Annotated in this window: 13 protein-coding genes; 1 reads left to right on the top strand and 12 read right to left on the bottom strand. The window is 49.3% G+C overall.

The features are described 5' to 3' along the window. Positions 1-164: 164 nt before the first annotated feature. The 9 genes from KQJ23_RS22895 to KQJ23_RS22855 form a co-directional block, all read right to left on the bottom strand. A complete protein-coding gene (locus tag KQJ23_RS22895) occupies positions 165-1313 on the bottom strand; it encodes an FtsW/RodA/SpoVE family cell cycle protein (RefSeq protein ID WP_216481212.1) in 1149 nt (382 codons plus the stop codon). 6 nt (positions 1314-1319) lie between these two features. After that, positions 1320-2114: a septum site-determining protein MinD gene (gene minD, locus KQJ23_RS22890; RefSeq protein WP_216481211.1), complete on the bottom strand. Its 795-nt coding sequence runs from the start codon at positions 2112-2114 to the stop codon at positions 1320-1322. Positions 2115-2117: 3 nt separating this feature from the next. Then, positions 2118-2777, bottom strand: a complete 660-nt coding sequence (gene minC, locus KQJ23_RS22885) for a septum site-determining protein MinC (protein WP_216481210.1) — start codon at positions 2775-2777, stop codon at positions 2118-2120. Positions 2778-2853: 76 nt separating this feature from the next. Continuing rightward, positions 2854-3384, bottom strand: a complete 531-nt coding sequence (mreD, locus tag KQJ23_RS22880) for a rod shape-determining protein MreD (RefSeq protein ID WP_216481209.1) — start codon at positions 3382-3384, stop codon at positions 2854-2856. After that, the gene (gene mreC, locus KQJ23_RS22875) at positions 3381-4259 is read right to left on the bottom strand and encodes a rod shape-determining protein MreC (protein ID WP_216481208.1); all 879 of its coding nucleotides are present in this window, start codon (positions 4257-4259) and stop codon (positions 3381-3383) included. Before mreC ends, mreD begins: the two co-directional genes overlap by 4 nt. Before the next feature lie 95 nt (positions 4260-4354). Then, on the bottom strand, positions 4355-5389 hold the full coding sequence (locus tag KQJ23_RS22870; RefSeq protein ID WP_044481743.1) for a rod shape-determining protein: 1035 nt from the start codon (positions 5387-5389) through the stop codon (positions 4355-4357). Between the two features lie 38 nt (positions 5390-5427). After that, complete coding sequence (gene radC, locus KQJ23_RS22865) at positions 5428-6123, bottom strand: RadC family protein (RefSeq protein WP_249530006.1); 696 nt, start codon at positions 6121-6123, stop codon at positions 5428-5430. 69 nt (positions 6124-6192) lie between these two features. Beyond that, entirely contained in the window at positions 6193-6792 is a 600-nt protein-coding gene (locus KQJ23_RS22860) for a Maf family protein (RefSeq protein WP_216481207.1), read from the bottom strand. A 153-nt stretch (positions 6793-6945) separates the two neighbouring features. Next, the gene (locus KQJ23_RS22855) at positions 6946-8133 is read right to left on the bottom strand and encodes an SPOR domain-containing protein (protein WP_346779448.1); all 1188 of its coding nucleotides are present in this window, start codon (positions 8131-8133) and stop codon (positions 6946-6948) included. A gap of 905 nt (positions 8134-9038) precedes the next feature. Between KQJ23_RS22855 and KQJ23_RS22850 the strand changes: the two genes are divergently transcribed. Then, positions 9039-9194, top strand: coding sequence for a hypothetical protein (locus KQJ23_RS22850; protein WP_216481206.1), 156 nt, complete (start codon positions 9039-9041; stop codon positions 9192-9194). A 480-nt stretch (positions 9195-9674) separates the two neighbouring features. On the opposite strand, the gene murC is transcribed toward KQJ23_RS22850, so the two are convergent. Genes murC through KQJ23_RS22835 form a run of 3 tightly spaced genes read right to left on the bottom strand, consistent with a single transcriptional unit; the run spans position 9675 to position 15146 of the window. Next, a complete protein-coding gene (gene murC, locus KQJ23_RS22845; RefSeq protein WP_216481205.1) occupies positions 9675-11048 on the bottom strand; it encodes a UDP-N-acetylmuramate--L-alanine ligase in 1374 nt (457 codons plus the stop codon). Positions 11049-11056: 8 nt separating this feature from the next. Further along, entirely contained in the window at positions 11057-12445 is a 1389-nt protein-coding gene (locus tag KQJ23_RS22840) for a bifunctional folylpolyglutamate synthase/dihydrofolate synthase (protein WP_249530005.1), read from the bottom strand. Positions 12446-12464: 19 nt separating this feature from the next. Beyond that, positions 12465-15146, bottom strand: a complete 2682-nt coding sequence (locus KQJ23_RS22835) for a valine--tRNA ligase (protein ID WP_216481204.1) — start codon at positions 15144-15146, stop codon at positions 12465-12467. Positions 15147-15817 lie beyond the last annotated feature (671 nt).

The raw sequence follows: 15817 nt of genomic DNA, 5'->3' as shown, positions 1-15817 counted from the left end.
CTCATGCTATAAATGTATGAACGGCTTGACCATAATATGAGCCTCTGACCAAGCTGAGGATCAGCGGATTTGAGAGTACAAAAAAAGCAGCCGGCCGCATCGAAAGGTCTTCATTGCTGCTGAAGAGCTCGATATGCCAAACTGCTTACTATCCGTTCTCTTAGTCACTCTACCTTGTATTTTTCCTGATGCAGCTTGATGCTGAACACCAGCCCGATACAGAGCATGTTTATAAGCAAGGAAGTCCCGCCGTAGCTAATAAAAGGAAGGGTGATCCCCGTTATAGGCATCAAACCAATCATCATGCCGACATTCTCAAAAATCTGAAACAGAAACATCGCGGCTATTCCGACGATGATATAAGCGCCCCTCTTATCGATACAATGCAGCGCGATCAGGATCATCCGGTAAATGAACAGGAAATAAACAAGCAGCAGAAGCGCGGATCCCAGGAAACCGAATTCTTCTCCGACCACAACAAATATGGAGTCCGAATAAGGGTAAGGAACGAACTTCTTGTTCTTCAGCTCCCCTTGCATATAACCGTCGCCCAGCAGCCCGCCAGAACCGATCGCAATCTTGGCATAGGTGGATTGGTGCTTGTCATCGCTCGTTGCCTGCTCCGGGTTAATAAAGGTATTAATCCGTTGATACCAGTGCTGCTTATTGTGTTCTTCTAAATAACTTTTGATATCTGAATTATAGGTGTTGAACAAAGTCACAAACAGAATGAGTGCTGCCACAACAGCACTAAGTCCGATCAATACATGCGCGTACTTCGTATTTCCGATCCAGAGCATCGCTACCAGAATAATGAGATAAATGATTGCATTACCAAGATCGGGCTGGATCAGCACTAAAACAAATGGAATCAGCGTTATAAAGCCAATCGGCAGCACATCCCTGCGAAAACGAAGAGGCTTCCCCCCGCGCTCTCCGAGCAAATAAGCCGTCATCATAATCAGGATGATCTTAACCAGCTCAGCCGGCTGGAACTGAAAGCCGCCCGGAATCATAAACCAGCTGCGAGCGCCGTTGATCTCAGGAGCAAACAAGTAGACGAGGACCAGCATAAGGCAGCCCCCGCCATAAATGTACCAGCTATATTTAAGCAGTGAACGGTAGTCCACCAAAGACATGGCGAACACTACGATAAAGCCGACGATATAAAACGTAAGCGTCTTGATGTCATATGCAACAAACTGGTTCTCGTAAGGAGCGATCGCACTGCGGACGAGCAGGGTGCTAAATACCATAAATATGCCAAGGATGCCTACCATTACCCAGTCCAATTTTTTTAATTTAAAGAACAATCACGATCAACCCATTCCGAAAAACTTTTTGAAGCGTTTGAACATGCCTGGCTTCTGGTCAAGCAGCATTAAAGGAACTGTGTCTCCAAGAATGCGGCGGGCAATATTCCGATAGGCGATTGCAGCCCGTGATTCCGGATTCATCACCGTAGGCTCACCCAGATTCGCGGCTTTAATTACATGCTCATCATCCGGCACGATGCCGATCAGGTCGATGTTCAGCACTTGCAGAATATCCTCGATGTCCAGCATATCTCCAGACTTGACCATATTCGTCCGAATCCGGTTGACCACCAGCTTGGGAGAATGCACATGCGAGCTCTCCAGAAGGCCAATAATCCGGTCGGCATCACGAACAGCCGCGTGTTCCGGTGTAGTTACGACGATTGCTTGATCGGCCCCGGCGATAGCATTCTTGAAGCCTTGTTCGATGCCAGCCGGACAGTCGATAATGATGTACTCGTGCTCTTTTTTCAGCTCGAGAATAATATCCTTGACCTGCTCCGGGGAAATGGCGTTCTTATCCTTCGTCTGTGCAGCCGGAAGCATATACAATTCATCGAACCGCTTGTCCTTTACAAGCGCTTGCTGCAACCGGCAGCGTCCCTCGGCCACGTCAATAAGATCATAAATGATCCGGTTCTCAAGCCCCATCACGACATCAAGATTGCGCAGTCCAATGTCCGTATCGACCAGACAAACCTTTTTCCCCAGCAGAGCAAGTGCTGTTCCGATATTCGCGGAGGTAGTTGTTTTCCCGACACCGCCCTTACCGGAGGTGACAACGATAGCTTCTCCCATTGATTACACCCCTTTAAACACGTTAAAATCCGGTCTGACCCGAAAAATATTCGTGATCTTATCAATTTGCATCTTCCCGTCTAGTAAAAAAGCAAACTCCATGCTTGTCTCGCGGTTCTCCCACTCATCCGGCGGCCTGCTGATCGTCTCCGAGATCCGCAGCTGGGTAGGAGCAAAATAAGAGGCCGCAATAACCGCTTCCTCCTGGCCTCCAAAGCCTGCATGCGCCATCCCTCTAAGAGAGCCAAGCACAAAAATGTCACCGGTACAGCATATCGTTCCACCTGGATTAACGTCCCCCAGAAATAAAAGGTTGCCTTCATGATGCAGAATTTGTCCGGATCGGACAATTCCACTCAGCGTGGCCAGCCCGTTCGTTCCTTCCGCCGTCTCCGGCTCAGGTGCTTCGACCGAGCGGACAAGCAGATTGCCCTTCTGTCCCAATATATCCAGGATAGCTTGCTTCTGCTCTTCTGTCACATTCCGGCTCCCCAGTTTGACATCGACATGAATGATCGGTCCGGTCAGAATATTCTGATGGCTATGCTCTAATTTATACCGCAGCTCTTCAAGCAGCAAGTTGAATTCACATTTGTCGTCAAGCAGGAAAACCAGGCCATCTTTGATGCCCTTGATCGTCACGTGATTCGATTTCACTGTCATAAGCCTGTCCCTCCTTCTTATTCAATTCGTGCAGAGGGCGGAAAGTTCCTGCTGGATTCTGACGAATGTCGCTAAATCAGGACTTCTCATCGGGCTTGCGCCGTTTCGTAATAATCTCCAGTTGCTTGCGCAAAGGGACATAAACGGCGAGCGCGAACAAAAATTGGACGAGTGTATTGGGGATGCCATGATGCAGCATAGCCCAAGAGAGCGGCTCGTGCAGAAGCCCGAACAGCTTGTAATTTCCGTACAGGATCGTCTCGAGCAGCAGGCTGCCGGTCAACACGAAAATCATGAGAAGCGGCAGAGGGGCTTGTCTGGAGCGGGACAAGAGCCCGAGCAAGTAACAGGACAGCCCCATTGCAAAAGAGTAGGCGCCGATCATGGAGCCATAATAAACAACATCATGAAGCAAACCGAACACAAGACCGAGTACCAGTCCTGTATGACGATTCTCGTAAACAGAGAAAAATATAATGGCTATATACACGAAATGCGGAGTAATTCTTGTCTCCCAAGAAGAAGGTACGAGCCAAGGGACGATCGTCCCTTCCATAATAAACAGAACGAACAGCAGCAGTATCAAAACATATTTACGTTTTATCACTCCTGCTCCGCCTCCGGTTCGAACACGACGAACAGCTCCTTCCAATCCGTGAAGCTTGCGGCTGGTTTAACCGTAGCTGTATAAGTCAGTCCGTATTCGCCAACCTGAATATCCAGCACCTTACCAATAATCATACCGCGAGGGAAGACGCCCCCAATCCCCGAGGATACAATTAAATCATCCTTAGCCAGCGGCTTTGGATCTTCGATACGGCTCATCTGGAAGGTTCCGCTGGACAGGTCGTAGGTCTCGATGACGCCAAACACTTCATTTTCCTTTCCTTGCGCAGTTACTGCGATGCCGTTGGAATTGGGATCCAGCGCATCCATGGTGGTCACCAGCTTAACGGTGGATGTGAAGTTGCTGACATGACTTACCACTCCGACCAGTCCTTCCGCCGAGCTGACGGCCATGCCTTCCTTGACGCCCTCACGGCCGCCAATATTAAGCACAATCGTCCGGTTTACCGGGTCATCGTTCACGCTAATAACATGGGCGATTTTCCAGGTGTAGTTATACTGCTCCTTCTGGGCGTTCGTGAAGTCCAGATCATTCTGCAGCCGGGCATTCTCTTGTTCGATCCAGTTGAATCGGGCCTTATCCCGGGTGTAGTGGGCCAGCGCGATCTTCAGCTCTTCATTTTCCTTCTGAAGATTACGCAGATTCGAGATATCTTCAAAGAAGCCCGCTATTGCGCCAGCGGGCTTATAAAAAATGTATTGCACAAAACCAACCGTATCCTTGACGAATTTCTCCGGCCAGGACAGGCTGGTTCTTGGTCCGAGGGTGAATCCCATAACCGCAATAAACAAAATGAGTCCAATGAGCATAATAAACAAACGTTTGTTGCTAAGCAGCTTAAACAGTTTAAGCACCCTCCAACCTTGCGTATTAAAAATGAGAAAAAACGGCCTGGCCGCCCGGGAAAGGCGGCGCCGCTTTATCTAAAGGTACTTGCGCGCCCTAACATTTACCGTTTGGAGCGCAGGGCCGAACTGCTCTTCGACTTGAACATATGAATATTATCCAGGGCTTTGCCTGTGCCGATTGCGACACAATCAAGCGGATTCTCCGCCACAATAACAGGCATTCCCGTCTCACTTGCAAGCAGCTTATCGAGATTGCGAAGCAGTGCTCCGCCGCCTGTCAACACGATCCCGCGGTCCATAATATCCGCGGCCAATTCCGGAGGACATTTCTCTAGCGTAACCTTCACCGCTTCTACAATGGCACCGACCGTATCGCTTAGCGCTTCAGAGATTTCATCCGAAGTAATCGTGATCGTCTTCGGAAGGCCGGATACAAGATCGCGCCCGCGGATTTCCAGAGTCTCTACCTTTTCCAATGCCAATGCCGATCCGATATCCATCTTCAATTGCTCGGAAGTACGCTCGCCAATCATCAAATTATATTGACGCTTGATATACTGAATGATGGATTCATCCATATCGTCGCCGGCTACTCTAACCGATTTGCTGGTAACGATCCCCCCGAGGGAAATCACAGCCACTTCTGTCGTTCCGCCGCCGATATCAACAACCATGCTTCCGGTCGGTTCCCAGACAGGAAGGTCCGCCCCGATTGCAGCGGCAAACGGTTCTTCAATCGTATAGGCCTCGCGGGCGCCAGCCTGCTTGGTGGCATCCTCTACGGCGCGCTGTTCCACAGCTGTAATGCCGGAAGGCACGCATACCATCACATTCGGATGGCGCTGGAACAGCGAGCGCTGCTTCTGTGCCTGGCGAATGAAGTATTTGATCATCGTAGCCGTCGTATCAAAGTCAGCAATAACGCCATCCTTCATCGGACGGATCGCCCGGATATTTCCCGGAGTTCTGCCGATCATCTTCTTGGCCGATTCGCCAACAGCAACAATATTCTTAGTATCTGTATGAATTGCGACTACGGAAGGCTCTCTGACGATAATGCCTTTACCGCGAATATATACAAGTGTATTAGCTGTCCCTAAGTCAATTCCTAAATCCTTCGTGAAACCACCCAACATGCTGTATCTCCCTTTCCTTCTGCATCTAATCTATTATATTACATCATGCCTTGCTCCTTCAAACTTACGAATACACCATCACCTATGACGATATGATCCAGCACATCAATGCCGATCACTTCGCCGGCAGAACACAGTCGTTCCGTCATGCGAATATCCTCCGGGCTTGGCGTCGGATCACCACTCGGATGATTGTGGGCACAGACAACTGAGGCGCTGCTGCATTTGATCGCCGCACGAAATACCTCGCGCGGGTGCACAATCGAAGCGTTAAGACTTCCGATCGACAAGGTCTCTTGAGCAATAACATGATTTTTTGTATTCAAAAAAAGACATACAAAGTGCTCCTTCTGCAAATACCGAAGCTGCTCCATCAACAATTCCGCGGCATCTCGCGGACTTCGAATCACATGTGCTTCAGGCAGTCTTGCCCGTGCAAGGCGCTGCCCCAGCTCGATCCCGGCCTTCAATTGAACCGCCTTCGCGGGACCGATTCCTTTGATATCCATCAGTTCATCCAGACTTAAATCGACGATTCCTCTGATGTCTCCTGCTTCACGCAATAAACGTTGAGCCAGATGCAATGCCGATTCCCGACGTGTACCCGTTCTCAGAATAATCGCAAGCAGTTCACTATGGCTTAATGCACCTGCTCCGGAGGCCAGCATTCGTTCTCTCGGCCGATCCTCTCCAGGAATGTCTCTAAGCATAGCTAAAGCCGTTGAATTTGTCATATTCATATCCCTCCATCATTATTAACAATCCTGATTTCAGAAGGATATGCTTTACCTCTTCCCATCACCTCAGAGAATGTTTATCCCGAAGGCTTCTAGCATCTCGCCGAGCAAAGACAACGGCAAGCCGACAACATTAAAATAACAACCTTCAATGCCGGCAACAAGAGTTGCGCCCAATCCCTGAATAGCATAGGCTCCGGCCTTATCAAGGCCTTCACCGCTGGCTGCATAAGCCAATACTTCCGTCTCTGAACATTCTCTCATCCAAACTATTGTTTTTCTGTAGTCAACAAGGCTCTTCCCTGTCACACTGTCAACGCAAGCGACTCCCGAGTACACTTCGTGGCTGCGTCCTTGAAGCGACCGAAGCATCTCTGCTGCTTCTTGTTGATCCGCTGGTTTGCCCAGTATGTATCCGTCACGGACAACAATCGTATCGCTTCCTACGATAATTCCGGTGCGCTGTTCTTCTTCGAGTGTGTGGTATACAGCTTCTGCTTTGCGTTCAGCCAATTCGGTAACGATTTTTTCAGGCTTCCACGCCGCTTCATAGTGCTCATCCGCCAGACTAGGGATCACCTCAAAAGGAATATTCAACGATGCGACAAGCTCGCGCCGACGCGGTGACGTGGAAGCGAGAATAAGATGCCGCGCTGCAGTATTCATTAAGGTCCTCCTTCGGATTCGACAGATTCCAGCTGTCAACCTCGCCATTTTTTGACACTTCATTATTATAAGGTTATTTATGCCCCAATACAAACACAAAAACGGCAAGGGGAATATTACCAGCCCTCTGCCGTTCTTAAGACCCAATTAAGTCTACAGGGCCTGTTGACCCATCATTTTGTACTCCTCCAGAACAAATCTCATAATCTCATTTTGGACTTCCCAGAGCAGGGTCTTTGCGTTCTTCTTATGGTACTCATTGACCGCCTCTACAGCACTGTTCATCGCTGTCTCCAGCACGATATTCCCTTCCGCAAGGCTATCGGGCAGCTTCCCTCGGACTGCGGCTGCACTCTCCGTCCATAACTGATGCTTTTCTCCTAATTCCGCAACCTCTTCATTAGTCAACGCGGATGGAGATAGCTCGCTTAATCGGGAAGCTGATAACGAGCTCAGCAGCTCAACCAGCTCCGCGCTTTGAGCCAGATAATGTTCCAACGCTGTCACATCGCCGTCGAAATGAACCTCTGCCGATGAAGGCAATGATACCTCATGCAGGATCAGGTGGACCCCGGTCGCTTTCAATTGACTGCTTAGCAGCTTTGCTTGTTCACGATCCGAGGAAACCCCGGCGTAAACTCTTTTCTCATCCACCGTATCTCTAGCGGCAGCAATTCCGGATTCCTTTAGCTCCTGCTGGGCTAATTCCACTCCTCCAGCCGAGCTGAATACGCCATACTGCAGGAAATGATAGGTTTGCTGGGGCAAGGCGATATTGACCAGCATTTCCTCTTCCGCGGGTATCAAGAGCTCCTCTTCGATACTCCCCATCACCGGAATATCAGCATCCTGGACTGCGGCTGATTGCACAGGGACATTAGCACCAGGGAGAGGCAAGGTCAGTTCTTGATTAAACATGGATAACACCACTACCCCGAATAAGCCTCCTGTCACGATAGCTCCCGTTACAGAACCTGCCACTTTCCACCAGGAGGTCCGGCGGGGAGCATTCTTGTGATTGTTGCTATAGGATGGCAATACTATCCCGCCTGTTGAGGTGTAGTCTGCAAAGGGGTCCCCCCATTCCTCTGTTTGATCAATCGCCTGATATACAGGCACAGAGTCTGCATTTTCATAGATTTCTCGATCTGGTTCACGATCCGGGCGGTGACCATAAGTCAGCCACTCGTCATTGGCGTCTGCTCGGACGTAATCCGCATTATCCGCGGACGGGTTCGAAATTTCGTGAGGATTACTCCTCCTAACGGGCTCTTGCATCGATTGACGCGGCATTTCCCTGTCTTGCTCATTAAAGCGGAATGTCATCTTGGCATTGTTCACGTTCCGCACGCTCCTTGTCCATTCTTCTAGGACTACAATATGAAGGTAGACAGGCATATATGCCGGATCTACATAGAAACACCTTAATAACCTCCGCACTAATGCTGCTGATTGCTTGTTGCGATAAATCGTGCAATAGAGCAACAACAGCCAATTTTAAACCGACCAATGGTTCTGCCTGCGTGCTGGGGGCAACGTGTGAAGGTTGCTTACGATCGCTGTTGTTCGCGGATTCCTTTGATTGAGTAAAATCTGAAATTGTAGGAATCCACTCCCAAAGGCGAACGCTTTCGCTTCTACAGCACACTTCACACTTATGCCTTTATTACGCAGGCACTTCGGCTTTACAGGTGCCGAATGCACTATAGTAGCTCCCCCTCCGTATGTCCGAGGCATGGCAGAATGCGCCAGAATCACTTTCCTAGCCTACAGACTCGTTCATTCAGCATAGCATCTTGAAGCCTGATGCATTTACATACAGTAATTGCATCATTACACCTTCAGCGGGTAGGTGCATGGACAACTACCCGCACAAGGATAGCTCAAGCAGATTCTGTAAAATGGCAACAAAGTACGTATACGCACACACACCTCGCATCATACAGATCTCACACTGCGCAAAGCTCCAACGTACGGTACTTCACAGCATGACGACGGTTGGCAGACCCCATGCAAATACAGATCACATTCATATAGTGAAAAAAGTTACTCTAAATTTAGTGGAAATGATAGAAATGCGGATATAGTGAAATTTTTGTACTTAAAGTGGACTAAAACGTGGGTTTGGCTAGTGACTGGCAATCTAAGGTAAGTTTTTTCACTACATGTGGATTCGAGCGCCGAATGAAGTATTTAAGGTAAGTAATTTCACTGGAGCATGACCGGAATGAGGCTGAATAAGCGGGATGAGTAAAGCTCGGAACAAGATTGGAACGCCTAGTCAGATAACGAAGTTCCGCGTTCCGCACAAGGCCGAAGCAACGTGCGACTGGGCGCAACTCCAGGCGCTCAGTGTTCCTTTGGCTGTGCGTAAAGCGAATCGTGCAGGCTTCCATTTGTGATGCCTAGCCTAAGGCGAGTCTGGCAGCAAGGGGAAGATGGGAGGAGGCTTGCGCGAAGTATCCTGCTTGTATGCCGTAGGGAGGTAAGGTAATAGGAGTGCAGTTATTGTTATGCTGCTTAGGAATAGCCATGTGCAACTGCATATCAGTTAAACAGCAAAGGCGAAGTGATTAGGGCATAAGTGTGAGGTATGCTGAAGAAGCGTTAGCGTTCGCCTTTGCGAGCGGATTTCTCCCTTGTTTGAACTTGGTCAATCATAGAAATCCGCGAACAACAGCGATCGTAAGCACACTTCACACGTTGCCCCTCTAACCCGCCCTCTAAATGTTTAACTGTTTTCCGCTATTGCACATTTTCCTGCAACTACGCTCTTGATTCGCTCGAATGAGGGTTTTATAACATAAGAAGGGCTACCCCGTCAGATCCAAGATCGATTGGGATAGCCCATTTTACATCACAGTAAAGTTAACTGCGTATATTTAGGATAAACTGTGAGCCAGTTCCTTGCCTACCTTCCAGATGTCCCCTGCTCCCATCGTCAGCACCAGGTCCCCCGGTTGAAGACGACCCTGCAAATCAGCAAGCACGTCCTGCTTGGATGACAAATATCTCGCTGCCGGGTTGCTGTTCTCCTTGATCAAATCAACGAGCTTTGAAGAATGGATTCCTTCAATTTGCTTCTCGCCAGCCGGAGAGTAAATGTCCGTAATGATTACTTCGTCCGCTTCACCAAAAGCTCTGCTAAAAGCATCAAGCAGGAAGAAGGTCCGTGTATAGCGCTGCGGCTGGAACACGGCAATAATTCGCTTGCCTGTAGCCTTGGCTGCGGCAATCGTTGCCTGAATCTCCGTCGGATGATGCGCATAGTCATCAATAACGAGGATATCATTCTGTTCACCCAGTACCTGGAATCTGCGCTTTGCGCCATGAAAGCATCTAATTCCACGGGCAATTTCCGCGAACGGAATACCTGCCTCCAGACATACAATGATGGTAGCCATCGCATTCTGAACATTATGTCTGCCCGGCACCGACAATTCTACCGTACCCAGCGTCTCAGCACCATGCTTCATTGTAAAAGAGACCTGTCTGTCGCCCAGCTTGATCTCCTCGGCTGAATAATCACACGGCTCATCAATACCATACGTTATAACCTGGCATGCAAGCTGCGGGCGAAGCTCATTAATGATACCGTCATCACCGCATACCACGGCTTTGCCTTCGGGCTTGATCTGATTCAGAAACTGGACATAAGCTTCCTTCAGCTTGCCGAAATCTCCATTATAATTTTCAAGATGATCGGCCTCAATATTCGTAACGACTCCCAGATAAGGGTGATATTGCAGGAAGGAGCCATCGCTTTCGTCCGCTTCAGCTACCACATAATTACCTTTTCCCGCCTTCGCGTTCGTACCGATATCCATAATTTCCCCGCCGATAATATAAGTTGGATCAGTATTGCACTGTTCCATCACCAACGCGATCATCGAAGAGGTCGTTGTCTTTCCGTGGGCTCCGGCCACAGCCACGCCAAGGCGTTCATTTAGCAGCCGGGCGAGCATCTGCGAGCGATGAAGAATCGGAATTCCCTGCTCCTCCGCCTCAACCCGTTCTACATTGTCCTTGGGCAGCGCCGTTGAATACACCACCAGATCAGCCCCGTGCACTTGCTCTGCCGTATGGCCAATATAGATTTTCGCCCCCTTAGCCGCAAGCTTCTCGGTTAATTCCTGGGATGCCACATCGGAGCCGGTAACCGTATACCCCATCTCCAGCATCACACGAGCAATGGCGCTCATACCATAGCCGCCGATACCAATAAAATGTACATGTTGTTCAGTCAAATTTACCAATTTACAAGTCACCAGCCTTTTTCAGAATCGGTTTGATGCAGAAGGGTTGCCCGCACATCAGAAATCATATATAGCGTGCCGGTGACTACCCCAAGATCCTCCGGTTCCGTTCGCGACTCGAGCAGGACAAGCGCCTCTTTCCAGTCACGTTCCACGATGATTTCCAAACCCGGCTTAGCATACAGAGCCTTCAATTCTTCTACAAGACTTAATAGGGAATCGGCATCCAGCTTGCGTCTAAAATCGGGCTCGGTCAGTATAAGTGTATCCACTATGGGTAATATATGCTGCAAGTAACTGCGATGATGCTTGTTGGACAGCATCCCCATCATCAAATTAAGCTTTCTGTACGAATAAGAATCAACAAGCGCCTTGGCCAGGCTGGCTGCTCCTTCCGGATTATGAGCCCCATCAAGCACAATGCGAGGCTCGGAGGACACCATTTCCAGTCTCCCGGCCCAGCTTGTAAGCCTGAATCCACGCTCCAATGAATCATCCTCCAGCACAAACGCCAGATATTGGCGAAGCAACTCAAGTGTCATCATGGCCCCGGCCGCATTCCGGCATTGATGTTCTCCCGCCATCGTGAGGCTTAATTCCAATTCCCGAAACGGTCCCTGGAACCTTATCTTCTGCTCCGTTTGGTGAACAGACATCCGTTCAAACTGAAAATGCTCGCCCAGCAAATAGAGTGAGCTTCGGCAGTTCTCTGCTTGCTCCTTAATGACAGAAATCGCCTCCGGCTGATCCACGCAGCTGACTACGGGAACTCCCGGCTTAATGATTCCCGCCTTTTCACGGGCTATCAGTTCAATCGTATCTCCCAATACATCGGTATGATCATACCCGATATTCGTAATGACGGAGACGATCGGGGTCACGATATTAGTTACATCCATCCTTCCCCCAAGTCCTGTCTCCCATACCACCACATCCGGATAGCACACCTCGGCAAAATAAAGGATGGCTATCGCCGTACTGACCTCAAACATCGTCGGGGAGCCTAGCTCACTCTCCGCTATTTCCTTTACAAGAGGCAGCAGACGGTTGGATAGAGCCAGAAGTGTTTCTTCCGGAATATCCATCCCGTCATACTGAAACCGGTTAGTGAACTTGGTAATATAGGGAGAAGTGAACGTCCCTGTATGGTATCCGCATTCCAGCAAAACTTTGGTTAAAAAGGCACAGGTAGAACCCTTGCCATTCGTACCGGCCACATGAATAAATTTGAGTCTGCGATGAGGATTGCTGAGCCGCTCCATCAACAGCTCGATTCGTTCCAGGCCCGGACGGATCCCGAAGGGGATCAGTCCGTTAATCCAGTCTACAGCCTCGCTATAACTATGCAGCGCCACTTCGATTTCCTGATTGCTTGCCTCCATATCCGTCACCTTCATCAGATCGTTATATTTATTACTATCCCTTCAGCTCATGAATCCGGGCAAGTACTTTATCACGCTTCGAAGAATAATCCGCCATTTTGGCACGTTCCTCTTCAATTACCTTAGCAGGCGCTTTAGAGACAAACCCTTCATTGGCAAGCTTCTTCTCTACCCGCTCAACTTCCTTGTTCAGATGCTCCGCTTCCTTTTCAAGACGGGCAATTTCCTGGCTGATATCGATCAGTCCGGCCAGCGGCAGATACAATTCTGCGCCGGACACCACAGCAGTCATGGCTTTATCCGGAACGGCCGTATCCAAAGATACTCCGAAATCAGACGTATTACAAAAGCGACGGATGTAATGCGCGTTATTCTCTACGATGCGCAGCTCTTCTGCCGAAACCGGCTTAACCAGGAGATCAATCTTTTTGCTCATCGGCACGTTGACTTCAGCCCGAATATTCCGAACAGCACGAATGATGTCCATTAACAGACCCATTTCCTCAACAGCCTGCGGAGCTTCAAAGGCCGGATCATACTTCGGCCATTCGGCCAAGGTGACCGTATCGCCAGAATGCGGCAAATGCTGCCATATTTCCTCGGAAATAAACGGCATGAACGGATGAATCATGCGAAGCGTCCGATCCAGTACATAGGCAAGTACGGACTGGGTCTTCTTTTTCGCCGCCGCATCTTCACCATACAGCGAGAGCTTAGCAAATTCAATATACCAATCACACAGATCGTCCCAGATGAAGTTATATAATTGGCGTCCGGTTTCTCCGAATTCGTATGCATCAATCAGACGGGTAATCTCCCGTGCTGTCTCATTCATACGGTGAAGAATCCAGCGGTCCGCTGTCGTCAAATCACCAGTGATATCAATTTCCTCTACAGTCACACCTTCAAGGTTCATCAAAGCGAAACGGGAAGCATTCCAAATCTTGTTCGCAAAGTTGCGGGCCTGCTCCACACGTTCCCAATGGAAACGCAAATCCTGTCCCGGTGTGCTGCTGGTTGATAACATATAGCGCATGGCATCGGCACCATATTTATCGATTACCTCGAGAGGATCGACCCCATTTCCGAGTGACTTGGACATTTTCTTGCCTTCGCTATCACGTACCAAGCCGTGCATCAGTACATCCTTGAATGGAAGCTGACCTGTGAATTCCAGCGAGGTGAAGATCATCCGTGCCACCCAGAAGTAAATAATGTCATAGCCCGTTACGAGTACATTCGTTGGAAAATAACGTTTGAAATCTTCGGCCTCTTCGTTTGGCCAGCCCAGCGTAGAGAACGGCCAGAGTGCGGAACTGAACCAGGTGTCGAGTACGTCTTCATCCTGTCTCAAATCATCTCGGCCCAGCTTGGCGCGTGCTTCTTCTTCGCTATGGGCTACAACCATTTCGCCTGTCGCGTCGCAATACCAGGCAGGAATCCGATGGCCCCACCACAATTGGCGGGAAATGCACCAGTCGCGGACATTTTCAATCCAGTTTAAATAAGTTTTATCAAAGCGATCCGGTACAAAGTTAACGCCTTTTCCTGATTTTTGAGCCTCAATCGCCGTTTCCGCCAGCGGCTGCATTTTAACGAACCACTGCGTGGAAAGATAAGGCTCTACAACTGCGCCTGTTCGCTCACTATGACCCACTTGGTGCACGTGGTCTTCAATCTTAATCAATACGCCAAGCTCTTGCAAGTCCTTAACGATTTGCTTGCGGCATTCACTGCGGTCCATGCCTTGGTATTTGCCGGCTTCTGCATTCATAGTTCCAGTCTCATCCATCACGTTGATTTGTGGCAGGTTATGACGAAGACCAACCTCAAAGTCGTTCGGATCATGGGCCGGCGTAATCTTTACCGCACCGCTGCCGAATTCCTTCTCGACATACTCATCCGCGATAATCGGGATTTCGCGGCCAGTAAGCGGCAGAACCAGACACTTTCCGATCAGGCCTTGATAACGCTCATCCTTCGGATGAACAGCAACCGCGGTATCCCCAAGCATGGTCTCTGGCCGGGTTGTAGCTACCGTAATGGAGCCGCTGCCGTCCTTCAGCGGATACTGTAAATGGTACAGGTGACCATTCACTTCTTTATACTCAACTTCAATATCCGACAGGGCTGTGCGTGCCGCCGGATCCCAGTTAATGATATACTTTCCGCGATAGATCAGGCCCTTCTCATACAGCTTAACAAACACCTCTCGTACAGCTTCGGATAACCCTTCATCCAAAGTAAAGCGTTCGCGGGAATAGTCCAATGAAAAGCCCATTTTCTCCCATTGCTCATGGATCGTATTTGCGTAAAGCTCCTTCCATTCCCATACCTTCTCCAGGAATGCTTCACGTCCCAGATCATAACGGGTTACGCCCTGCTCACGCAGCTTCTGCTCTACCTTCGTCTGCGTGGCAATTCCGGCATGGTCCGAACCTGGGAGCCAAAGTGCATCATAACCCTGCATCCGCTTGGTGCGGATCAGAATATCCTGCAGCGTAAAGTCGAGTGCATGGCCAATATGCAGCATACCGGTAACATTCGGAGGAGGAATTACGATTGTATACGGCTGTGCATCGGGCTTCTGACCGGCCTTGAAGAAGCCGCCCTCCATCCAATACTTATACCACTTCTGTTCTGCGGCTTTCGGATCATAGGTCGTCGGCATGTCGGCCGACGTCGATTGAGGTGTTTGATGGTTTTGATCTGACATGTTTTCCAAGCCTCCGTCAACAATAGTAATTTAAAAACAAAAAAAGCCCTTCGTCTCAAAGGACGAAAGGCTTTACTTTCGCGGTACCACCTTTGTTTCACAGCAACACCAGTATTGAAATTCCCACACTTGCTCTAAAGCAAACGGAAAATCCAAAGAAATGTCATCTGCAACACTCATACACGTAACGTGTGCGATCCGGCCCATCCTGTTCACAGCAATCCAAATATGCTGCGGGTGAAACGGGCGACTCCCGGGCGACTTCGGCCAGCAGCATCCTGCGGATATTCCCAGCACATCCATCCGCTCTCTGAAGGGCTTACTGCCTACTCCTCCCAATCCAAGTCATTACCTTATATGTTATCCAGTATTTATCTTTATCATAATATCCTGAATACATACGGTAGTCAACCTGGATTGGAAAAAATGAACTTTTGTCCACTTTGTGCGGACGATTTGCGCTGTGCAATAGCAGAAAAGTGCGTAACAGCGGAATATAGTTAAAACATTAGATGGCGAGTTGGATGGGCAACATATGAGGTATGCTTACGATCGCTGTTGTTCGCGGATTTCTTCAGTTGAACTAAGTTCTGACAAGGGGGAAATTCGCTCACAAAGGCGAACGCTGACGCTTCTACAGCACACCTCATACTTATGCCCTGATTACTTCG

Origin of the sequence: Paenibacillus brevis, assembly GCF_018919145.1 — a bacterium.
In the GTDB taxonomy this organism is placed as follows: domain Bacteria; phylum Bacillota; class Bacilli; order Paenibacillales; family Paenibacillaceae; genus Fontibacillus; species Fontibacillus brevis.
The sequence above is the reverse complement of the archived record's forward strand: the minus strand, read 5'-3'. Positions and strand labels throughout refer to the sequence as shown.